Source organism: Streptomyces sp. Y7 (assembly GCF_043195415.1).
Classification (GTDB): domain Bacteria; phylum Actinomycetota; class Actinomycetes; order Streptomycetales; family Streptomycetaceae; genus Streptomyces.
Genome location: NZ_JBIDDQ010000008.1, coordinates 29,527 through 50,732, shown reverse-complemented (window position 1 = coordinate 50,732; position 21,206 = coordinate 29,527). Strand labels below are relative to the sequence as shown.

Sequence of the window (21,206 nt, the reverse complement as noted above, 5' to 3'; positions counted from 1 at the left end):
AGGGCCTCGGTGCCGGGGCTTTCACCTCCGCGCCGACACCTTCACCTCGCACCGCATCCGCCGGTCCAGCCCCAGCTCTCGTACCGGACCGGTCAGCCGCAGGTGTGCCGTATGCCGTACGTCGGTGCTCGACGGTCCCACCCGTAGTTCCAGCGCTCCCGGTTCGACGATCCGGTGGCCCGAGCGGTCGGTGAAGGACGACAGGTCCGGGTGGAAGTGGAAGGTCAGCCGGCGGGACTCGCCCGGCTCCAGGGCCACGCGCTGGTAGCCGATCAGCCGGACGTCCGGTCGGGTGACCGAGGCGACCGGGTCGTGGAGGTACAGCTGGACGACGTCCGCGCCGGCCCGGGCTCCCGTGTTGCGGACCGTGAGGGAGAGGTCGTACGTGCCGTCCGTGGTGATGTCCGGGGTCGTTCCCTGGAAGTCGTCCCAGGTGAACGACGTGTAGGAACGGCCGTGCCCGAAGGCGTACTGCGGTGTCGGGTCCAGGTTGCTGACCTCGCCCGCCAGGCCCAGGGGCGGCTGGAGGTACGTCCACGGCTGGCCCCCGGGGTCCCGTGGCACGCTCACCGGCAGCCGGCCCGAAGGGTTCACGCGGCCCGACAGGACGCCCGTCACTGCGGGGCCGCCCTCCTCGCCGGGGAAGAACGCCTGGACGACCGCTCCCAGGCGGCCCTCCCAGCGGCCCAGTGCGTAAGGGCGGCCGGTCAGCAGGATCAGGACCACCGGGACGCCGGTCGCCACCAGTGCGTCCAGCAACTCGGCCTGAACGCCGGGCAGTCGCAGGTCCGTCACGTCGCAGCCCTCGCCCGAGGTGCCGCGGCCGAACAGGCCCGCGCGGTCGCCCAGTACCGCCAGGCAGACGTCCGCCTCCGACGCCCGTGCGACCGCCTCCTCGAAGCCGGCCGTGTCCGGGTCGGCGACCCCGCAGCCCTCCGCGAACGTCACCTTGGCGTCGGGGAGTTCGGTGCGCAGCGCCTCCAGGAGCGTCGGGATCTCGATGCCCATCGGCACCTCGGGGTGGTGCGTGAGGACGTGGGAGGGGAAGGAGTAACAGCCCAGCATGGCCAGGGCGTCCGCCGCTCGGGGGCCGACCACGGCCACACGGGCGTCCGGCGGCAGCGGCAGCACGCCGTCCGGGTTGTCCAGGAGCACCACCGACTCCTCCGCCACCCGGCGGGCCAGCGCCCGGTTCGCGGGGGAGTCGAGGTCGAGGTGCGACGCCGTCGGTTCCGGGGTCCAGTCCTCGTCCAGCAGGCCCAGCTCGCACTTCTGGAGCAGCACCCTGCGCGCCGCCCGGTCCACCAGTTCCTCCGGGACCTCGCCCGCCAGGACGGCGTCGACGAGCGGCTTCCCGTAGCACTTCAGGGTCGGGAGTTCCACGTCGATGCCCGCCGCCAGCGCCACGTGCGCCGCCTGTGCCGGGCTGCCCGCCACCCGGTGCAGCGTCTGAAGGAAGCCGATGCCGAAGTAGTCGGCGACCACCGTGCCCGTGAAACCCCACTCCGAGCGCAGGAGTTCGGTCAGCAGCCCCGGGTCCGCGGAGGCCGGCACCCCGTCCGTCTCGTTGTACGCCGCCATCACCGATCGCGCCCCGCCCTCACGCAGCGCCATCTCGAACGGAGGGAGGGTGACGTCGGCGAACTCGCGTACGCCCGCCCGCACCGGGGCGAGATTGCGGGCGCCCGCCGAGGAGGCGTACCCGGCGAAGTGCTTGAGCGTCGCGACGACGCCGGCCGACTCCAGGCCCCGGACGTACGCCGTGCCGATCGTGCCGGTCAGGTAGGGGTCCTCGCCGATGGTCTCCTCGACCCGGCCCCAGCGCGGATCGCGTACGACGTCCAGGACCGGCGCGAGGCCCTGGTGGACGCCGGCCGCGCGCAGGTCCTGGCCGATGCGCCGGGCCATCTCCTCGACCAGCGGGGGGTCGAAGGTGGCTCCCCAGGCCAGCGGGACCGGGTAGGCCGTGGCCTGCCAGGCCGTGAAGCCCGCCAGGCACTCCTCGTGGGCCACCGCGGGGATGCCGAAACGGCTCGCCCCGGCGATCCGGCGCTGCGCGCGGGCCAGCGCCCGCGCGCCGAGGGCCGGGTCCACGGGAGCGGTGCCGAAGGAGCGGGTGAGCTGGCCGAGGCCGTGCGTGATCAGCTCGTCCCATTCCTCGGCGGAGTGGTCGGCTGCCATGTCGTGCTGGTGCGGGGCGACCCCGTCGCCGTCCGTGGCGGCGCCCACCCACACGCCGTAGAGCTGGGCGGTCTTCTCCTGAAGGGTCATCCGGGAGAGGAGGTCGTCGACGCGGGCCGCGGCGGGCAGGGCGGGGTCGCGCCAGGGGGCGGTGGTCATGAAACTCCTGTCGGGGCGATGGCCCACTCGCGAATGTTTCGTTATTCACCTCGAATGTTCCGGAACCTAGGTGCGGCGAGAAGGGTTCGTCAAGAGGTCGCGCAGGGATACGATCGCCGCCATGACAGCCCGTGAGCCCGCTGAAACCCGGACGACAGACCGGACGGCAGAGTCGGAAAGCCGGTCGACAACGTCGGAAACCCGGACGACCACGACGACGGCACCGACGGCCGGCCGGTCGACGCAGACCGCGACGCTCGCCGAGATCGCCCGCGAGGCCGGTGTGTCCGCGCCGACTGTTTCGAAGGTCCTCAACGGACGTGCCGACGTCGCCCCGGCCACCCGCAGCCGTGTCGAGGAGCTGCTGCGCGCCCACGGCTACCGGCGACGGCGGGCCGAGGCCAGCCGCTCGCCGCTCATCGACCTGGTCTTCCACGAGCTGGAGAGCGCGTGGGCGATGGAGGTCATCCGGGGGGTGGAGAACGTGGCCCGCGACGCCGGCCTGAGCGTGGTGCTGAGCGAGAGCGCCGGGCGGCTCACCCCGGGCCGGACCTGGGCCGACCAGGTCGCCGCCCGCCGCCCGCACGGCGTGATCCTGGTGCTGTCCGGCCTCGACGAGTCCCAGCGCGCCCTGCTCACCAGCCGTTCGATCCCGTTCGTGGTGATGGACCCGGCGGGCGACCCGGGCGCCGACGTGCCGTCGATCGGGGCCACCAACTGGCAGGGCGGGCTCGCCGCCACCCGGCATCTGGTCGAGCTCGGCCACCGCAGGATCGCCGCGATCACCGGTCCGTCCCGGATGATGTGCAGCCGCGCCCGCCTCGACGGCTACCGCGCCGCCCTGGAGACGGCCGGGCTGCCGGTCGACCAGGACCTGGTCCGGCCCGGCGACTTCCACCACGAGACCGGCTACCGGCAGGGCCTTGAGCTGCTGCGCCGCCCGGACCGGCCGACCGCCGTCTTCGCCGGCAACGACCTGCAGGCGCTCGGGCTGTACGAGGCCGCGCGCGAGCTGGGGCTGCGCATCCCGGAGGACCTCAGCGTCGTCGGCTTCGACGATCTGCCGGTCGCCCGCTGGGTGGGGCCGCCGCTGACGACCGTACGGCAGCCGCTGACCGAGATGGCCGAGGCCGCGGCGAAGCTGGTGCTCGACCTCGCGCGGGAGGAGGGGACGCCGGCGGCGACGCGGGTGGAGCTGGCCACCAGCCTGGTGGTGCGCAGCAGTACGGGGGAGCCGCCTGCGGTGCAGCGGTAGGGGTCTGTTGCCGCAGGGGCGGGTGTTTCGCGCCGCCTTCACCGCGCACCGAAGTCAGTCGGTGGCACGGACGAAACTTTCGACAACGGGCTGGTCTCCGGCGGTGGTTATGGGGCGTCCGGTGTCAACGGGTCCTGAATCGGGGCCGGTTCGACCCCGAAGTCTGAGAATTTCCGAAGAAAAGCGGCTCTGGCGTCCCCGCCCGTAATAATTCGGACGTACGTTCCTCCCTATGACGGGACTTGGCGCGAACGAGCGGGAAACGGACGGGGACGACGGCAGACAGCCGGGCCGGCGGTCGACAGCGCTCAGGACCGTCGGCCTTCTCCTCGCCGGACTGCTGACCCTGGCCGTCGCCGCGGCGGGCTGGGTGTACTGGCACCTCAACGACAACATCAAGAGCGTCGACATCAACAGCGCGCTCGGCGACAACCGCCCGCCGAGAGCGATGACGACCCCGGCGCCCTCCGCCTCCACGTCCCCGCTGCCCACGGGCTCCCTGAACATCCTGGTCCTCGGCTCGGACTCGCGCAGTGGCGAGGAGAACCGGCAACTCGGCGGCGGCAGCAGCACCGGCGCCCGTTCCGACACCGCGATGGTCGTGCACATCGACGCCGGCCGCACCGAAGCGACGGTCGTCAGCATCCCGCGCGACACCCTGGTCACCCGGCCGTCCTGCCCGCTGCCGTCGGGCGGGTCGACGGAGGTGGCGTACGACTCCATGTTCAACAGCGCGTACGCGATCGGCGGCCCCGTCTGCGCCGTCAAGACCGTCGAGGCGGTCACGGGCATCCGCATGGACCACTACCTCGAGATCGACTTCTCCGGCTTCGCGAAGCTGGTGGACGGGCTGGGCGGCGTCACCGTCACCACCGACGAGGACATCGACGACGAGGACAGCCACCTCACCCTGGAGGCGGGCACCCATCACCTGGACGGCGAGCAGGCCCTGGCCCTCGCCCGCACCCGGCACGGCATCGGCGACGGCAGCGACCTCGGCCGCATCGGCCTCCAGCAGACACTGGTGAAGGCGCTCCTGGACCAGATCTCCGCCACCTCCCTGCTCACCGACCCCGCCAGGCTCTACCGGGTCGCCGACGCGGTGACGGCCGGCCTGACCACCGACACCGGCCTGGACTCCCTGACCGAGCTGGTGAGCCTCGGCCGCAGCCTGAGCGGTCTGACGTCGGACGCGGTGCGGACGGTGATGATGCCGGTCGTACCGGCGCCGTCGGACCACAACCGGGTGGTGGCCGACGAGCCGGAGGCGGGGGAGCTGTGGGAGTCGTTGAGGTGAGAAAAAAATCCTCGAAGAATTCCGGGGAGCGTGTCGATCGGGCGGTCCGCCGTTCGACGCAGGGGGTGAGAGGCCAGGAAGGACCCGGTCCCGCACCACCGAGGAGCCACCATGCCCCGCTACCTGTCGCTCGTGAAGATCGACGAGTCCACCGCGCCCGCCGAGGGCCCGAGCCCTGAGCTGATGCAGCGGATGGGCGAGCTGATGGAGGAGATCACCAAGGCCGGCGTCATGCTCGACACGGCCGGACTGACGCCGTCCGCGCAGGGCAGCCGCGTGCACTGGGAGGGCGGGAAGATCTCCGTCACCGACGGTCCCTTCACCGAGTCCAAGGAGGTCATCGGCGGCTACGCGCTCATGCAGTGCAAGGACATGGCCGAGGCCCTGGAGTGGACCAAGCGGTTCGTCAAGGTGCACGGCGAGGAGTGGACGGTGACCTGCGAGGTGCGGGAGATCGCCGAGGGCTGAGGCGGGTCCTTGGCTCCGTAGCCGTACGGGTGTCTGATGGTGGGCTGTGGAACCACAGCCCCAGCCCACCGCGCCCGCCGGGCCTCAGCCCACCGCAGCCGCCGCGCCCCGGCCCACGGCAGCCGGCCGTACTCCCGCCGACCCGGCCGCGACCGTCGAGACCGTCTTCCGTATCGAGTCCCCGCGCGTCATCGCCGCCGTCACCCGCCTGGTCCGCGACGTCGGCATCGCCGAGGAACTCGCGCAGGACGCGCTGGTGGCCGCGCTGGAGCAGTGGCCGCGCGACGGTGTGCCGGACAACCCCGGCGCCTGGCTCATGGCCGCCGCCAGGCACCGTGCCGTCGATCTGATCCGCCGCCGCGAGAACTACGCCCGCAAGCTCGCCGAGATCGGCCGCGACCTGGAGACGACGGCGCCCCCGGAGGAGCCCTCCGACCCCGACGACATCGACGACGACCTGCTGCGCCTGGTCTTCACCACCTGTCATCCGGTGCTGTCGCCGGAGGCCCGGATCGCCCTCACCCTCCGCCTGCTCGGCGGCCTGACCACCCCGGAGATCGCCCGGGCCTTCCTGGTCCCGGAGGCGACGGTCGCCCAGCGCATCGTCCGCGCCAAGCGCACGCTCGCCACGAAGAACGTCGCCTTCGAGGTCCCCTACGGCCCCGACCGCGAGGCCCGCCTCGGCTCCGTCCTCGACGTCATCTACCTGATCTTCAACGAGGGGTACGCCGCCACGGCCGGCGACGACTGGCTGCGCCCGGGTCTGTGCGAGGACGCGCTGAGGCTGGCCCGGGTGCTGTCGGGGCTGATGCCGAAGGAGCCGGAGGTGCACGCCCTGACGTCCCTCCTGGAGTTCCAGGCGTCCCGCGCGGCGGCCCGCACCGGCCCGACCGGCGAGCCGATCCTGCTGAAGGACCAGAACCGCGGCCGCTGGAACCGCATGCTCGTCGCCCGCGGCATCACGGCCCTGTCCCGCGCGGACGCCACAGCCACCGGCGCCCCCGGCCCCTACGCGCTCCAGGCGGCCATCGCCGCCTGCCACGCGCACGCGTACACCTACGAGGAGACCGACTGGAAGACCATCGCCACGCTCTACGGCCTCCTCGCCGCCCGAGTGCCCTCCCCGGTCATCGAGTTGAACCGCGCGGTCGCCGTGTCGATGGCCGAGGGCCCGGAGCCCGCCCTGGCGATCGTCGACGCCATCGCCGCCGAACCGGCGCTGCGGGACTACCACTTGCTGCCGAGCGTCCGCGGCGACCTGCTCCAGCGCCTGGGCCGTACGGCGGAGGCACGGGCGGAGTTCGAACGCGCGGCGACGCTGACCCGCAACGAGCCGGAGCGGGAGATGCTGCTCAGACGCGCGGCGGACGCCGAGGGTGCCTAGGCGGGCCGTCCGACCAGCATCGTCGGCGCCCCCGCCACCCGGGTCAGGAACACCGTCGCCGCGTTCGGCCCCTGCGGTCTGACCTTCTTGCGCAGTTCCTCGGGCTCGACGGCGGAGCCGCGCTTCTTGACGGTCAGCACACCGACCTCGCGCTGCCGCAGCAGGGCCTTCAACTTCTTGACGCTGAAGTGCAGTTGGTCGGTGATCTCGTACGCCGTCGCGTACGGCGTCGGCCGCAGTTCGTCGGCCGTGACGTACGCGATGGTCGCGTCGACGAGCCCGCCGTCCAGTTCGTCGGCGACCTCGGCCACCAGGTGGGCGCGGATGACGGCGCCGTCGGGCTCGTACAAGTACCGTCCGACGGGACGGACTTCGGGGTCGGGCAGGCCGCGGGAGAGCAGCGGGCGCGGGCCCGGCAGCAGGGTGGCGCGGATCGCGCCGGGGGCGGTGCCGAACCACAGCACCGCCTCCTTCACGTCCCCGCCGTCCGAGATCCACTCGGCCTCGGCGTCGTCGGGGATGGCCTCGTGGGGGACGCCGGGCGCGATCTTCAGGGCGGCGTGCGCCGCCTTGCGCGCCGCCTCGACGGCCCAGGACAGCGGCGGCGCATACGCCTCGGGGTCGAAGATCCTCCCGCGGCCGCCCCGCCGGGCGGGGTCGACGAACACGGCGTCGTGGCCGCTGGTGTCCACCTCGGTGACGTCCGCCTCCCGCACCTCGATGAGGCCGGCGAGCCCGAGGGCCTCGGCGTTGGCCCGCGCTGCCGCCGCCGTCGCCGGGTCCCGGTCGACCGCCAGCACCCGGATCCCGGCGCGCGCCAACGCGATGGCGTCGCCCCCGATCCCGCAGCACAGGTCGGCGACCGAACCGATGCCCAGCTCCCGCATCCGCTCCGCCCGGTACGTCGCCACGTTCGCCCGCGTCGACTGCTCGACCCCGTTCGGCGTGAAGAACATCCGTCCCGCGTCCGCCGCCCCGAACTTCGCCACCGCCCGCTGCCGCAGCCGCGCCTGGCCGAGGGCCGCCGACACCAGCTCGGCGGGGTGCTCGCGGCGCAGCCGGGTGGCGACGGCGAGTTCGTCGGCGGGGTCGGTGTCACGGACGGCGTCGAGGAGGCCGCGGCCCTCGGGGGTGAGGAGCAGGGAGAGGGAGGCGAGGTGGTCGTTCACCGGGACATTGTCGGCCAGGCGCGGCGCGGGCGGCGTACGGGCCCGCTCATGGCGCCGGGGCAGGCCCGGGCACCGGGCCGCCGTCGGCCGTGCGGCTCCGGTCGCTCACCGCCGGGCATGCGGGGCACCCCTGCTCAGCCTCGGGTGCGCGGGCGCGCTGTACGCCGTCGGCCTCGGGCGCCCGCCCCGCCCGTGCGTGTGGGCCAGTCGGTGGATGGTCCGTCCGATGCGGCGGTGTCGGCCCGGGATCGGGGCGGGGGCCTGCCAGGATCCGGCTCCATGCGACTAGTAGTACAAAATGACAAAAGCCCCGTAAAGGGGGCGGTATCCGTAGGGCGCCGTCAGCGGACGGCCCGGCGCACGCGCGTCCACGGCGTCATGGCCGTGCTCGTCGCGGCCGCCATCGCCTCCGGCTGCGCACAGCCCGGCGGATCCGGGACCGGAGCCGGACCCTGGGCGGGCGGCGCGTCGGGGCCGAGCGGCGTGCGAGGGCCCGAAGGCGGGCCCGAGGCCGCGGGCTCCCCGCCGAGCCGGCAGCCGCTCAAGGCCCCGCCACCGGTCACCGATCCGGACTCGCAGGCCAAGAAGCTCCAGTCGGCGCGGGAGGCCCGCGCGGCCCGTGTCGCCGCCGCCCGGCGCTGGCGCCTGGACGCTGTCCCGCTCACGCCCCCGCCACCCCCCGCCAGGAAGGCCGAGATCACCACCCGCGACGGCTTCGAGGTCGGCGGACACGAGGAACTCGGCCTCCCGCCGGTCTTCACGACCGTCCCCACCAAGCAGCGGGTCGTCTTCCTCACCATCGACGACGGCGCGGAGAAGGACCCGACCTTCCTGCGGATGATGAGCGATCTCCAGGTGCCGTACACCGCCTTCCTCAGCGACTACCTGATCAGGGAGAACTACGGCTACTTCCGGCGGATGCAGCGCAGCGGCGTGGTCCTGAACAACCACACCCTGCACCACCCCTACCTCCCGGCCCTCTCCTACCGCCGCCAGCAGCACGAGATCTGCGGCATGCAGGAGGTCATCGAGGAGCGCTACGGCAGGCGCCCGCTGCTCTTCCGCCCGCCCTACGGCAACTACGACCGCGACAGCCTGCGCGCCGCGAAGTCCTGCGGCATCGAGTACGTCCCGCTGTGGAACGAGGAGGTCTTCGTCGACCACTGGGAGTACCGCGAGCCGGACCGGAGGATCCGACCGGGTGACATCGTGCTCAGTCATTTCCGGGGCAGGGAGGACTGGAAGGGCACAATGCCCGACATGATCCGCCGGTTCCTGAACAAGGTGACGGCCGAGGGGTACGCGGTCGCACGGCTGGAGGACTACCTGTGAGACCGGCGCGGACGCCGGGGCAGCGCGTCCTCGCGGCAGTGGTCCTGGCGTCCGCCCTGCTCGCCGGCTGCGACCGGCCGGCCGGTGCGCCCGACCCCCGCGGCGGGCCGGCCGAGCGGACGGCGCACTCGGCGAAGAACCCCACACACCAGGCACAGCCGTTCCGCCGCTGGGGCCTGACCGCCCCGCTGCCCGCGCCGCCGCCCCCGCCCGCCCGCAGGGCGCCGCGTCCGGCCGCGGGCGGGCTGCCCGTCGTGCACCACGTCCCCACCCGCGAGCGGGTCGTCTTCCTCACCTACGACGACGGCGCCGAGAAGGATCCCCGCTTCGTCGACATGGTCCGTGAGCTGCGGCTGCCGGTCAGCATGTTCCTCACCGACAGCGTGGTCGGCCCGGGCTACGGCCACTTCGCCCGGCTGCGCTCGGTGGGCGCGTCGATCCAGAACCACACCCTCGACCATGCCGCCCTGCGCGGTCTGCCGTACGCCGGCCAGCGCGCCGAGATCTGCGGCCAGCAGAACAAGCTCCGGGCCCGCTTCGGCATCCGCCCCCGCTTCTTCCGCCCGCCCTACGGCACGTACGACACCACCACGCTCCGCGCGGCGGCCGACTGCGGTGTGACGGCGGTGGTGCTGTGGCGCGCGGCGATGGAGGGCGACGGCGAACTGACCTACGCGCACGGCCCTGGACGGCTGCGAGCCGGGGACATCGTGTCGGTCCCTTCGAGTGAGCCGACCGGGCTGAGTCTGCGGGAGCGGACCACGAGGCTGCTGCGGGAGACGCAGAGACAGGGGCTGACGGTGGCGCGCCTGGAGGACTACCTGTAGCCCCGGCGGCCCGTCCGGCGTTCGAGGACGGGGCGGTTCAGGCGGAGCGGGGGTGTGGGGGCGCGGCTCCCAGGGCAGGGCCACGGCGATGTCCGTCACCCGAACGCGGCCCGGCCGGCGCAGCGAATTAGCAGTCCGCTTGACCGAGTGCTAATCGCGGTCATAGTCTCGGCTCTGGCACTCCCCACTGGAGAGTGCCAACTACGCGACGGGCAGGTCCGGCACCCGCGACGACGGATCCACCTGGTCGCCACCTCAGACAGTTAACCCCGTGAGATCTCCGAAGGGGGAGGTCGGATCGTGACGACCACCAGCTCCAAGGTTGCCATCAAGCCGCTTGAGGACCGCATCGTGGTCCAGCCGCTCGACGCCGAGCAGACCACCGCCTCTGGCCTGGTCATCCCGGACACCGCCAAGGAGAAGCCCCAGGAGGGCGTCGTCCTGGCCGTGGGCCCGGGCCGCTTCGAGAACGGCGAGCGCCTGCCGCTCGACGTCAAGACCGGCGACATCGTGCTGTACAGCAAGTACGGCGGCACCGAGGTGAAGTACAACGGCGAGGAGTACCTCGTCCTCTCGGCTCGCGACGTGCTCGCGATCATCGAGAAGTAAGACACCTCGAGCATTTTGCTTCCAGCTGCGCCCCTGGCCCCCGCGACCACATAAGAAGCCGGGCGCCCGGGGCGCAGTGTCTTTTTAACCCACAGATTTCGAGAGGGCTCCCGCTGTCATGGCGAAGATCCTGAAGTTCGACGAGGACGCCCGTCGCGCCCTCGAGCGCGGCGTCAACAAGCTGGCCGACACGGTCAAGGTGACGATCGGCCCCAAGGGCCGCAACGTCGTCATCGACAAGAAGTTCGGCGCGCCCACCATCACCAACGACGGTGTCACGATCGCCCGTGAGGTCGAGATCGAGGACCCGTACGAGAACCTCGGCGCCCAGCTGGTGAAGGAGGTGGCGACCAAGACCAACGACATCGCTGGTGACGGCACCACCACCGCCACCGTGCTGGCCCAGGCGCTGGTCCGCGAGGGCCTGAAGAACGTCGCCGCGGGTGCCTCCCCGGCCGCGCTCAAGAAGGGCATCGACGCGGCCGTGGCCGCCGTCTCCGAGGACCTCCTGGCCTCGGCCCGCCCGATCGACGAGAAGTCCGACATCGCCGCGGTCGCCGCGCTGTCCGCCCAGGACCAGCAGGTCGGCGAGCTCATCGCCGAGGCGATGGACAAGGTCGGCAAGGACGGTGTCATCACCGTCGAGGAGTCCAACACCTTCGGTCTGGAGCTGGACTTCACCGAGGGCATGGCCTTCGACAAGGGCTACCTGTCGCCGTACTTCGTGACGGACCAGGAGCGCATGGAGGCGGTCCTGGAGGACCCCTACATCCTCATCAACCAGGGCAAGATCTCCTCCATCGCGGACCTGCTGCCGCTGCTGGAGAAGGTCATCCAGTCGGGTGGCTCCAAGCCGCTGCTGATCATCGCCGAGGACGTCGACGGCGAGGCCCTGTCGACCCTGGTCGTCAACAAGATCCGCGGCACCTTCAACGCGGTCGCGGTCAAGGCCCCCGGCTTCGGTGACCGCCGCAAGGCGATGCTGCAGGACCTGGCGGTCCTCACCGGCGCCACGGTCATCTCCGAGGAGGTCGGCCTCAAGCTCGACCAGGCCGACCTGGACGTGCTCGGCAGCGCCCGCCGCGTCACCGTCACCAAGGACGACACCACGGTCGTCGACGGCGCCGGCGACTCCGCGGACGTCACGGGCCGCGTCGCCCAGATCAAGGCCGAGATCGAGAACACCGACTCCGACTGGGACCGCGAGAAGCTCCAGGAGCGCCTCGCGAAGCTGGCCGGCGGCGTGTGCGTGATCAAGGTCGGCGCCGCCACCGAGGTGGAGCTGAAGGAGAAGAAGCACCGTCTGGAGGACGCCATCTCCGCGACCCGCGCCGCGGTCGAGGAGGGCATCGTCTCCGGTGGTGGCTCCGCTCTGGTCCACGCCGTCAAGGTCCTCGAGGGCAACCTCGACAAGACCGGCGACGAGGCCACCGGTGTCGCCGTGGTCCGCAAGGCCGCCGTCGAGCCGCTGCGCTGGATCGCCGAGAACGCCGGCCTCGAGGGCTACGTCATCGTCTCCAAGGTGGCCGAGCTCGAGAAGGGCAGCGGCTACAACGCCGCGACCGGCGAGTACGGCGACCTGGTCAAGGCCGGCGTCATCGACCCGGTCAAGGTGACCCGCTCCGCCCTGGAGAACGCCGCCTCCATCGCCTCCCTGCTTCTGACGACCGAGACCCTGGTCGTCGAGAAGAAGGAAGAGGAGGAGCCGGCGGCGGCCGGTGGCCACGGCCACGGGCACGCCCACTGAGCCAGGACGCTCGTAGCAGGCCCCGGTCCCGCACTCACGTGCGAGGCCGGGGCCTTCCCCTTCGCGGGCTTCACCGACCGACCACCCCCAGCTGCTCCAGCAGCCCGGCCCGGTCGTAGATCCAGTGGCTCTCGCAGATCCTGCCGTCCCGGAACCGCTGCCAGGTCATGCCCCGCATGGTCACGTCCTGACCGGTCGCGGTGATCCCGAGGAACTCCCCCTTGTGCCGCCCGGCCCAGGTCCAGCGCGTGCACACCTGGTCGTCCTGCGCCATCTGGTCGTCGATCCGGAAAGTGAAGTCGAAGGCGGCACGCCACCCGGCGTACTGCTCCCGGATCCCGTCGACACCGCGCACCGGCTGCGGATACGACGGATCGTGATCCACGTAGTCGTCAGTGAGATGCTCCCCGATGGCCTCCGGCGCCATCGTCCCCATGTCCTCGAAGAATCCCCGCGCGGCCAGGCAGTTCAACTGCTCGTCCCGCACGACGTCGAGATCGGTGAACGTCGGCGTCCCGTCGCAGAGGGCGACCATCTCCTGGAAGATCCGGTCGGTCTCGGGGAGGTTCGAGTTCCGCATCGCGTCGTCGTACGAAGCGAACTCCACGATCTCCACGAAGTGCCCCGAGTCGGACCGGTCCTTCCCGATGACGTCGTGCGTCGCCGTCCGCTTCCCCTTGGTCTGCTCGACCCACCTGTCCATCAGCCGGTTCATCTCGTCGAACCGACTGGTCCTGCAATCGATCAGCTGCACGAAGGTCATGACGCCGTCGCCTCCCGGTGGGGCTGGGTGCGGCTGGACATCTCCATTGTCCTCGCCTGCCGGGGGCCGTGCCTGTCGGGCCCGGCGTGAGGACCACCTGCGGCGGCCGAGCGGACGCCGGCCCCGCCCACCCTTACGTGGGCCGAGCCGACCGCGCCGGAGGAGGCGAGCAGCGGCCCGCGCGGCGGAACCGCCGCCGACGCCCTACTGCGGCCCGTACTTCCGCCCCGTCCGGGAGCTGATCCCGCCCAGCATCCCCCGGGGCACCAACTTCGCCGCCCCCATCAACGCCTTGTACCGAGGATCCGGAATGGACAAGGACTTGCCCCGCGCCAGGTCCCCCAGCGCCGCCGCCACGAGTTTGTCCGCGTCCAGCCACATCCACCCCGGAATGTTGTCCGTCCCCATTCCGGCCCGCTCATGGAATTCCGTGCGCACGAACCCCGGGCACAGCGCCATCAGCCGCACCCCGCTCCCGGCCAGATCCCGGGCCGCCCCCTGCGTGAACTGCACGACCCACGCCTTGGACGCGCCGTACGTCCCGCGCGGTACGAAGGCGGCGACCGACGCGACATTGACGACGCCCCCGCGTCCGCGCTCGCGCATGGCCTCCGCCGCCGCCGACGTCAGGCGCAGTACCGCCTCGCAGTGCACCTTGAGCATCTTCAGCTCGTCGGCCATGGTGACGTCGAGGTAGCGGCCCTTGTTGCCGAAGCCGGCGTTGTTGATCAGCAGGTCGACGGGGTTCCTGCGGTCGCCGAGGCGGGCGGCGACCGTCTCGATGCCGGCGTCCTCGGCGAGGTCGGCGGTCAGCACCTCGGCCTCGATGCCGTGCCGGTCGTGCAGCTCGGTCGCCTGCTCCCGCAGCCGCTTGGTGTCCCGGGCCACCAGGACGAGGTCATGCCCGTCGGAGGCCAGCCGCCGCGCGAACGCGGCGCCGATACCCGCGGTCGATCCCGTAATCAATGCCGTTGTCATGGCGCAAGGTTAGTGACCCGGACTACGTGGGTCCGTTTGCTGCACAGGCCCTCCCGATCGGTGAAGCCCGGGCGAAGACCGCCGCCGCGCGGGCCCGCCTGCGGGTGTGGGCGCGCGGGTCCACGGGGTCGTTCGGTGACGGGACGTCAAGCGCCGTGCTTCGCCGCGTACTTGTGCGCCGCCTCCAGCGACTCCGGGTGCAGCGCCTCGCCGGCCGCCAGCAGACGCGGCAGCAGTGTCCGCTCGGTCGTCACCGCCCGGAACTGGAGCGCCACCGTCACGTCATGGTCCGGACGGTGAACGATCTCCACCTGGTCGCCCGCCCGGATCTCGCCCGGCTCGATCACCCGCAGATAGGCGCCCGGCGCGCCCTTCGTCGTGAACCGCTTCACCCACTGCTTCTCACCGAGATGCCCCTGGAAGGTGCGACAGGGGATCCGGCCGCTCGTGACCTCGAGCACCACCCCGGAACCGATCCGCCAGCGCTCGCCGATCAGTGCGCCGGACACGTCCAGGCCCGATGTCGTGAGGTTCTCACCGAAGACGCCGTTCGCCAGCGGGCGCCCCAGCTCGCGCTCCCAGTCGTCGAGGTCCTCACGCGCCACGGCGTACACGGCCTGGTCGTCGCCGCCGTGGTGACGCAGGCTGCAGATCTGGTCCCCGGCCACGCCGCTGCCCCCGGTCCCCTTGGGCCCCGGCGCCGCCACCCGCACCGGGCCCTCCACCGGCTGCTTGTCGATCCCGGTCACGCCGTCGGGGTGATCGGTGTACGGCGCGGACTTCCGGTGGCCCAGGTTCACAGACAGAAGCTTCATGACCGCACGGTAGGCGACCGCGGTCAAAGCGTCCACGCATTAATCAGCGCCCTACCCAAGCTTCGCTTATGCTCAAGGGGTGATCGAGGCCCGTCATCTCCGTGTGCTGCGCGCCGTCGCCGCCACCGGTTCCTTCTCCGCGGCGGGGCGCGAGCTCGGCTGCACCCAGCCCGCCGTCAGCCAGCAGATGAAGGCGTTGGAGTCGTCGGTCGGCACCCCCCTGCTGGTCCGCAGCGGGCGCGAGATGCGGCTGACCCAGGCCGGTGAGGCGCTGGTGCGGCACGCCGCCGGCATCCTCTCGGGGCTCACCGCCGCCGAGGAGGAGGTCGCCGCCATCGCCGGACTGCGCGCCGGGCGCGTCCGGCTGGTCTCCTTCCCCAGCGGCAGTTCCACCCTCGTCCCGACCGCCCTCGCCGCTCTGCGCGCCGCGCACCCCGGGACCCGGGTCTCCCTGGAGGAGGCCGAGCCCCCGAAGTCCGTCGAGATGCTGCGCGAGGGCGACTGCGACGTGGCACTCGCGTTCCGGTACGAGGGCGCGCCCCAGGAAGGGGAGTGGGACGACCTCGTCGTACGTCCGCTGCTGACGGACCGTCTCGTCGGCCTCGTGCCGGAGCGGCACCGGCTGGCCCGCGCGCAGTCCGTCTCCATCGGTGAACTCGCGGCCGAGCCGTGGATCGCCGGGTGCCCGCGCTGCCGGGGTCAGCTGGTCGAGGTGTGCGAGGGCGCGGGCTTCACGCCGCGCATCGACTTCGCCACCGACGACTACCCGGCGGTGGTCGGCCTGGTCGGCGCCGGCCTGGGCGTGGCCGTCCTGCCGCAGCTGGCCGTCGAGTCCGTACGGCCGCGCGGTGCGCGCATGCTGACGCTGGAACCGGCCGTGCGGCGGGAGATCGTCGCGCTCACGCTGAGTGACCTGGCGCAGGTGCCGGCCGTCGCGGCGACGCTGGAGCAACTGGCGCGCGCCGCGGCCCGCTAGCCAGGGGCGCAGAAGGAAGGGCACGCCTGCGCGTGCCCTGGTGTGCAGAAACGTTCCTTCAGGTGTTCGGACCGGCGTCGCCGCTGGTCGTCGAAGCCGACACCAGCCGGTTGCGGGCCCGTCCCATGAGTTCCTCGCGCTCGTCCTCGGTCAAGCCGCCCCAGACGCCGTACGGTTCGCGTACCGCCAGCGCATGCGCCGCGCACTGCGCGCGCACCGGGCACCTCATGCAGACCTCCTTGGCCGAGTTCTCTCGAGCGCTCCGGGCCGCACCGCGCTCGCCCTCCGGATGAAAGAAGAGCGAGCTGTCCACCCCGCGGCAAGCAGCCAGCAGCTGCCAGTCCCACAGGTCCGCGTTCGGTCCGGGAAGGCGGGAGAAATCTGCCATTGCGTGACCCCTTGTAGCCGTTCTGGGCGGATACGGTGTCTACGACCGTACATCTACGATCTAAGGAGATGAAAATATGACTCATTGCGAATCTAGCTCCAAACGCCAAGAAACGGGAAGAAAAAGGGCTGAATGGGGCATGGGTTGTGATGAAACATTGAGGGTCCGCCCTGCATGTCTGCCCCGTGTCCGTCCCCTCACGTAGAGTGCCGAAGACGGCACATGCCCCCGTAACTCTTTCGAGTGACCGTCGTTGAGAGGGCGGAGGCGGTTGAAGCAACAAGCGCTCGGGCAGGCGTCCGAGACGGTCGACCGCTCAGGTGACGATTTCGTACCAGCCTGGAGGCTCAAGGTGACGTGCATCAGCTGCGGAGGGCGGCCATGACATCCGTCCTCGTCTGCGACGACTCCCCGCTTGCCCGAGAGGCGCTCCGCCGCGCGGTCGCGACCGTGCCCGGCGTCGAGCGCGTCACGACCGCGGCCAACGGCGAGGAAGTCCTCCGCCGCTGGGGAGCGGACCGTTCGGACCTGATCCTGATGGACGTGCGCATGCCCGGACTGGGCGGCGTGGAGACCGTTCGGCGGCTGCTGTCCGCCGACCCCGGCGCGCGCATCATCATGCTCACGGTCGCCGAGGACCTGGACGGCGTGGCCCTCGCGGTCGCCGCCGGGGCGCGCGGCTATCTGCACAAGGACGCCTCGCGCGCCGAGTTGCGGGCCACGGTGACGCAGGCGCTGGCCGACCCGACCTGGCGGCTCGCCCCACGGCGGCTGCGGTCCGCCGAGATGGGTGCGGCTCCCACGCTCACCGCGCGTGAGATCCAGGTGCTCGAAGGCATGAGCCACGGTCGCTCCAACGCCGAGATCGGCCGCGAGCTGTTCCTCTCCGAGGACACCGTGAAGACGCATGCCCGCCGGCTGTTCAAGAAGCTCGGTGCGTCGGACCGGGCGCACGCCGTGGCGCTCGGCTTCCGGTGGGGTCTGGTTCGTTAGGCGCTCCACCGGGGCGCCGTGTCGTGTCGTCCGGCGGCTGCGGGTTGGTCGTGGCTGGTCGCGCAGTTTCCCGCGCCCCTGAAGGGGCGCGGGTGCCAGGTCGGCCGAGGAGCTTTGTCGGCGGCCGGTGCTTGTTTCGCCGCCGATGCCGCATCCTTGAGGTGTGGAGTCTCTCGGGGACGAGTCGGTCGAGCGGAAGGGGAGGGCGCAAGGGATGAGTTCCGGCGCACCTGCTCATAACGCTTCGGTGCACAACGTCGGGCGCGGTGCCACGGAGCACACGGCCGCAAGGCACCATGGACCGATGCGCGAAGACGAGGCGGCCCAAGCCGCAGGGGCGATCGGTGCTCTCGTCCATCGCGCGGTGGACGGGGACGAGCAGGCCACGCACGATCTGCTCGCGCATGTCCACCCCCTGGCGCTGCGCTACTGCCGCACCCGGCTGTCCCGCCTTCCGGGTGACGCCCGGCACTTCGTCGAGGACCTCGCCCAGGAGGTCTGCGTAGCCGTCCTCCTCGCGCTGCCGCGCTACAAGGACACCGGCCGTCCCTTCGAGGCGTTCGTCTTCGCCATCGCCGCGCACAAGGTCGCCGACCTCCAGCGGGCGGCGATGCGGCACCCCGGTTCCACCGTGGTCCCCTCGGACGAGATGCCCGAGCGGCCGGACGACTCCCTGGGCCCGGAGGAGCGGGCGCTGCTCAGCAGCGACGCCGAGTGGGCCAAGAAACTGCTGGCCAACCTGCCCGAGAACCAGCGCGAGCTGCTGCTGCTGCGGATCGCCGTGGGGTTGACCGCGGAGGAGACGGGACAGATGTTGGGAATGTCACCCGGCGCCGTCCGGGTTGCCCAGCACAGGGCGCTGAGCAGGTTGCGCGCGCTGGCCGAGCAGTAGCGCTCCGTCAGTGCTCCCTTGAGTGCGCCCCCGGATGAACGGGCCGCACCCCGGCTCCGTAGGAACATACGAAGCCCAGGGTCGGCCGTAACCGTGGAATTTGAGCCCCATGCTTCCCGTTAGCATGGACATCCGCACCGATCAAGGCCATTTGGGGAAGGTGTCATGACTGCCAACGTCGACGGAGTGCCCGGAAAATTCGCAACCCTCGGGCTGACCTACGACGACGTGCTGCTGCTGCCGGGCGCATCCGAGGTGCTCCCCAACGCGGTCGACACCTCGTCCCGCATCTCCCGCAACGTCCGTGTGAACATCCCGCTGCTCTCGGCGGCCATGGACAAGGTGACCGAGTCCCGCATGGCCATCGCCATGGCCCGCCTCGGCGGCGTCGGCGTGCTGCACCGCAACCTGTCCGTCGAGGACCAGGTCAACCAGGTCGACCTGGTGAAGCGGTCCGAGTCCGGCATGGTCACCGACCCCATCACCGTGCACCCCGAGGCGACCCTCGCCGAGGCCGACGCCCTGTGCGCCAAGTTCCGCATCAGCGGTGTCCCGGTCACCGACCCGGCCGGCAAGCTCCTCGGCATCGTCACCAACCGCGACATGGCCTTCGAGACGGACCGCGACCGTCAGGTGCGCGAGGTCATGACGCCGATGCCGCTCGTCACGGGCCACGTCGGCATCTCCGGCAGCGACGCCATGGAACTGCTGCGCCGCCACAAGATCGAGAAGCTTCCCCTCATCGACGAGACGGGCGTCCTCAAGGGCCTCATCACGGTCAAGGACTTCGTCAAGGCCGAGAAGTACCCCAACGCCGCCAAGGACACCGAGGGCCGGCTGCTCGTCGGTGCCGCCGTCGGCGCCAGCCCCGAGGCGCTGGAGCGCGCCCAGGCGCTCGCCGGGGCCGGCGTGGACTTCCTGGTCGTCGACACCTCGCACGGCCACAACAGCAACGCCCTCAGCTGGATGTCGAAGATCAAGTCGAGCGTGGACGTCGACGTGATCGGCGGCAACGTCGCCACCCGCGACGGCGCCCAGGCGCTGATCGACGCCGGTGTCGACGGCATCAAGGTCGGCGTCGGACCGGGCTCCATCTGCACCACCCGCGTCGTCGCCGGCATCGGCGTCCCGCAGGTCACCGCCATCTACGAGGCCTCCCTGGCCGCGCGCCCCGCGGGTATCCCGCTGATCGGCGACGGCGGCCTGCAGTACTCCGGTGACATCGGCAAGGCGCTCGCCGCCGGCGCCGACACCGTGATGCTCGGCAGCCTCCTGGCCGGCTGCGAGGAGTCGCCCGGCGAGCTGCAGTTCATCAACGGCAAGCAGTTCAAGTCGTACCGCGGCATGGGCTCGCTCGGTGCCATGCAGTCCCGCGGCCAGGGCAAGTCGTACTCGAAGGACCGCTACTTCCAGGCGGAGGTCGCCGCCGACGACAAGCTCGTGCCCGAGGGCATCGAGGGCCAGGTGCCCTACCGCGGCCCGCTCTCCAGCGTCCTGCACCAGCTCGTCGGCGGTCTGCGCCAGACCATGGGCTACGTGGGCGCGGCCACCATCGACGAGATGGAGTCCAAGGGCCGCTTCGTCCGGATCACCTCCGCGGGCCTCAAGGAGAGCCACCCGCACGACATCCAGATGACGGTCGAGGCGCCGAACTACAGCCGTAAGTAGGCAGCACGCCTGATGGGCGGCTCCGGAAGCATCCGGGGCCGCCCTCGTCGTGCCCGTCGGCGATACTGGAAGACGCTGAACGCATCAGGGAAAGGCCACAGACGTGACTGAGATCGAGATCGGGCGCGGCAAGCGCGGGCGCAGGGCGTACGCCTTCGACGACATCGCCGTCGTCCCCAGCCGCCGTACGCGGGACCCGAAGGAGGTCTCGATCGCCTGGCAGATCGACGCCTACCGCTTCGAGCTGCCCTTCCTGGCCGCCCCCATGGACTCGGTCGTCTCCCCGGCCACCGCGATCCGCATCGGCGAGCTCGGCGGCCTCGGTGTGCTGAACCTCGAAGGACTGTGGACGCGGTACGAGGACCCGCAGCCGCTCCTCGACGAGATCGCCGAGCTGCCCACCGAGGCCGCCACGCGCCGTCTGCAGGAGGTCTACGCCGCTCCGATCAAGGAGGAGCTGATCGGGCAGCGCATCAAGGAGGTGCGCGACTCGGGCGTGGTCACGGCCGCCGCGCTCTCCCCGCAGCGCACGGCCCAGTTCTCCAAGGCGGTCGTCGACGCCGGCGTGGACATCTTCGTCATCCGCGGCACGACGGTCTCCGCCGAGCACGTCTCGTCCTCGCACGAGCCGCTGAACCTGAAGCAGTTCATCTACGAGCTCGACGTCCCCGTGATCGTCGGCGGCTGCGCCACGTACACCGCCGCCCTGCACCTGATGCGGACCGGTGCGGCGGGTGTCCTGGTCGGCTTCGGCGGCGGCGCCGCGCACACCACGCGCAACGTCCTCGGCATCCGTGTCCCGATGGCGACGGCGGTCGCCGACGTGGCCGCCGCCCGCCGGGACTACATGGACGAGTCCGGCGGCCGGTACGTCCACGTGATCGCGGACGGCGGTGTGGGCTGGTCCGGCGACCTCCCCAAGGCGATCGCCTGCGGCGCCGACGCCGTGATGATGGGCTCCCCGCTCGCCCGCGCCACCGACGCGCCGGGCCGGGGCCACCACTGGGGCATGGAGGCCGTGAACGAGGAGCTGCCCCGCGGCAAGAAGGTCGACCTGGGCACGGTCGGCACCATCGAGGAGGTGCTGACGGGCCCGTCGCACACCCCCGACGGTTCGATGAACTTCTTCGGCGCCCTGCGCCGGGCCATGGCCACGACCGGCTACAGCGAGCTCAAGGAGTTCCAGCGGGTCGAGGTGACCGTCGCGGACTCGCAGCACATGCGGTAGTCCGTACGACGTCTCCGCGTCAGGGAAGGGCCGGTCACTCCGCGTGGGGTGACCGGCCCTTCGCGTGGCTCGGCGTC

The 21,206-nt window shown here is 71.6% G+C and carries 19 protein-coding genes; 13 read left to right on the top strand and 6 right to left on the bottom strand.

Annotated elements, in window-relative coordinates; all coding sequences use genetic code 11:
* Window positions 1–21 precede the first annotated feature (21 nt).
* Entirely contained in the window at window positions 22–2,340 is a 2,319-nt protein-coding gene (locus ACGFW6_RS21470) for a glycoside hydrolase family 3 N-terminal domain-containing protein (RefSeq protein ID WP_393512055.1), read from the bottom strand.
* A gap of 121 nt (window positions 2,341–2,461) precedes the next feature.
* Between ACGFW6_RS21470 and ACGFW6_RS21465 the strand changes: the two genes are divergently transcribed.
* The 4 genes from ACGFW6_RS21465 (at window position 2,462) to ACGFW6_RS21450 (ending at window position 6,744) form a co-directional block, all read left to right on the top strand.
* On the top strand, window positions 2,462–3,595 hold the full coding sequence (locus ACGFW6_RS21465) for a LacI family DNA-binding transcriptional regulator (RefSeq protein WP_393512052.1): 1,134 nt from the start codon (window positions 2,462–2,464) through the stop codon (window positions 3,593–3,595).
* A gap of 232 nt (window positions 3,596–3,827) precedes the next feature.
* Window positions 3,828–4,892, top strand: a complete 1,065-nt coding sequence (locus tag ACGFW6_RS21460; RefSeq protein WP_393512049.1) for an LCP family protein — start codon at window positions 3,828–3,830, stop codon at window positions 4,890–4,892.
* 111 nt (window positions 4,893–5,003) lie between these two features.
* Window positions 5,004–5,360: a YciI family protein gene (locus ACGFW6_RS21455; RefSeq protein ID WP_393512046.1), complete on the top strand. Its 357-nt coding sequence runs from the start codon at window positions 5,004–5,006 to the stop codon at window positions 5,358–5,360.
* 46 nt (window positions 5,361–5,406) lie between these two features.
* The gene (locus tag ACGFW6_RS21450) at window positions 5,407–6,744 is read left to right on the top strand and encodes an RNA polymerase sigma factor (RefSeq protein ID WP_393512044.1); all 1,338 of its coding nucleotides are present in this window, start codon (window positions 5,407–5,409) and stop codon (window positions 6,742–6,744) included.
* Here the strand turns inward: ACGFW6_RS21450 and ACGFW6_RS21445 are convergent.
* A complete protein-coding gene (locus tag ACGFW6_RS21445) occupies window positions 6,741–7,931 on the bottom strand; it encodes a methyltransferase domain-containing protein (RefSeq protein WP_393512771.1) in 1,191 nt (396 codons plus the stop codon). The genes ACGFW6_RS21450 and ACGFW6_RS21445 overlap by 4 nt on opposite strands.
* A 360-nt stretch (window positions 7,932–8,291) precedes the next feature.
* Here ACGFW6_RS21445 and ACGFW6_RS21440 point away from each other — a divergent pair, with 360 nt between their 5' ends.
* The 4 genes from ACGFW6_RS21440 to groL all read left to right on the top strand — a co-directional run bounded on the left by ACGFW6_RS21440 (window position 8,292) and on the right by groL (window position 12,428).
* Window positions 8,292–9,245 (top strand): polysaccharide deacetylase family protein, encoded by a 954-nt coding sequence (locus ACGFW6_RS21440; protein WP_393512041.1) that lies wholly within the window; start codon window positions 8,292–8,294, stop codon window positions 9,243–9,245.
* Window positions 9,242–10,072 carry a polysaccharide deacetylase family protein gene (locus tag ACGFW6_RS21435; RefSeq protein WP_393512038.1) on the top strand — a complete coding sequence of 277 codons (831 nt, stop codon included), beginning with the start codon at window positions 9,242–9,244 and terminating at the stop codon, window positions 10,070–10,072. The genes ACGFW6_RS21440 and ACGFW6_RS21435 overlap by 4 nt, the downstream gene beginning before the upstream one ends.
* A gap of 300 nt (window positions 10,073–10,372) precedes the next feature.
* A complete protein-coding gene (groES, locus tag ACGFW6_RS21430) occupies window positions 10,373–10,681 on the top strand; it encodes a co-chaperone GroES (RefSeq protein WP_003998759.1) in 309 nt (102 codons plus the stop codon).
* Window positions 10,682–10,799: 118 nt separating this feature from the next.
* Window positions 10,800–12,428 (top strand): chaperonin GroEL, encoded by a 1,629-nt coding sequence (groL, locus tag ACGFW6_RS21425; protein WP_393512035.1) that lies wholly within the window; start codon window positions 10,800–10,802, stop codon window positions 12,426–12,428.
* A 70-nt stretch (window positions 12,429–12,498) separates the two neighbouring features.
* Here the strand turns inward: groL and ACGFW6_RS21420 are convergent, their stop codons facing one another.
* The 3 genes from ACGFW6_RS21420 to ACGFW6_RS21410 form a co-directional block, all read right to left on the bottom strand.
* Window positions 12,499–13,191, bottom strand: coding sequence for an ester cyclase (locus tag ACGFW6_RS21420; protein ID WP_393512032.1), 693 nt, complete (start codon window positions 13,189–13,191; stop codon window positions 12,499–12,501).
* Between the two features lie 204 nt (window positions 13,192–13,395).
* Window positions 13,396–14,169 (bottom strand): SDR family NAD(P)-dependent oxidoreductase, encoded by a 774-nt coding sequence (locus ACGFW6_RS21415; protein ID WP_393512029.1) that lies wholly within the window; start codon window positions 14,167–14,169, stop codon window positions 13,396–13,398.
* Window positions 14,170–14,315: 146 nt separating this feature from the next.
* Window positions 14,316–14,984, bottom strand: coding sequence for an MOSC domain-containing protein (locus ACGFW6_RS21410; protein ID WP_393512026.1), 669 nt, complete (start codon window positions 14,982–14,984; stop codon window positions 14,316–14,318).
* A 79-nt stretch (window positions 14,985–15,063) separates the two neighbouring features.
* On the opposite strand from ACGFW6_RS21410, the gene ACGFW6_RS21405 reads away from it, so the two are divergent.
* Window positions 15,064–15,960, top strand: a complete 897-nt coding sequence (locus ACGFW6_RS21405) for a LysR family transcriptional regulator (protein WP_393512023.1) — start codon at window positions 15,064–15,066, stop codon at window positions 15,958–15,960.
* Between the two features lie 58 nt (window positions 15,961–16,018).
* Here the strand turns inward: ACGFW6_RS21405 and ACGFW6_RS21400 are convergent, their stop codons facing one another.
* A complete protein-coding gene (locus ACGFW6_RS21400) occupies window positions 16,019–16,348 on the bottom strand; it encodes a WhiB family transcriptional regulator (protein ID WP_030946242.1) in 330 nt (109 codons plus the stop codon).
* 381 nt (window positions 16,349–16,729) lie between these two features.
* Here ACGFW6_RS21400 and ACGFW6_RS21395 point away from each other — a divergent pair, with 381 nt between their 5' ends.
* The 4 genes from ACGFW6_RS21395 to ACGFW6_RS21380 all read left to right on the top strand — a co-directional run bounded on the left by ACGFW6_RS21395 (window position 16,730) and on the right by ACGFW6_RS21380 (window position 21,129).
* The gene (locus ACGFW6_RS21395) at window positions 16,730–17,341 is read left to right on the top strand and encodes a response regulator transcription factor (RefSeq protein WP_003948568.1); all 612 of its coding nucleotides are present in this window, start codon (window positions 16,730–16,732) and stop codon (window positions 17,339–17,341) included.
* Window positions 17,342–17,645: 304 nt separating this feature from the next.
* Entirely contained in the window at window positions 17,646–18,233 is a 588-nt protein-coding gene (locus tag ACGFW6_RS21390; protein WP_393512018.1) for a sigma-70 family RNA polymerase sigma factor, read from the top strand.
* 165 nt (window positions 18,234–18,398) lie between these two features.
* The gene (gene guaB, locus ACGFW6_RS21385) at window positions 18,399–19,901 is read left to right on the top strand and encodes an IMP dehydrogenase (protein WP_393512015.1); all 1,503 of its coding nucleotides are present in this window, start codon (window positions 18,399–18,401) and stop codon (window positions 19,899–19,901) included.
* A gap of 103 nt (window positions 19,902–20,004) precedes the next feature.
* Window positions 20,005–21,129 (top strand): GuaB3 family IMP dehydrogenase-related protein, encoded by a 1,125-nt coding sequence (locus ACGFW6_RS21380; protein ID WP_393512012.1) that lies wholly within the window; start codon window positions 20,005–20,007, stop codon window positions 21,127–21,129.
* The last annotated feature ends 77 nt before the right edge of the window (window positions 21,130–21,206 follow it).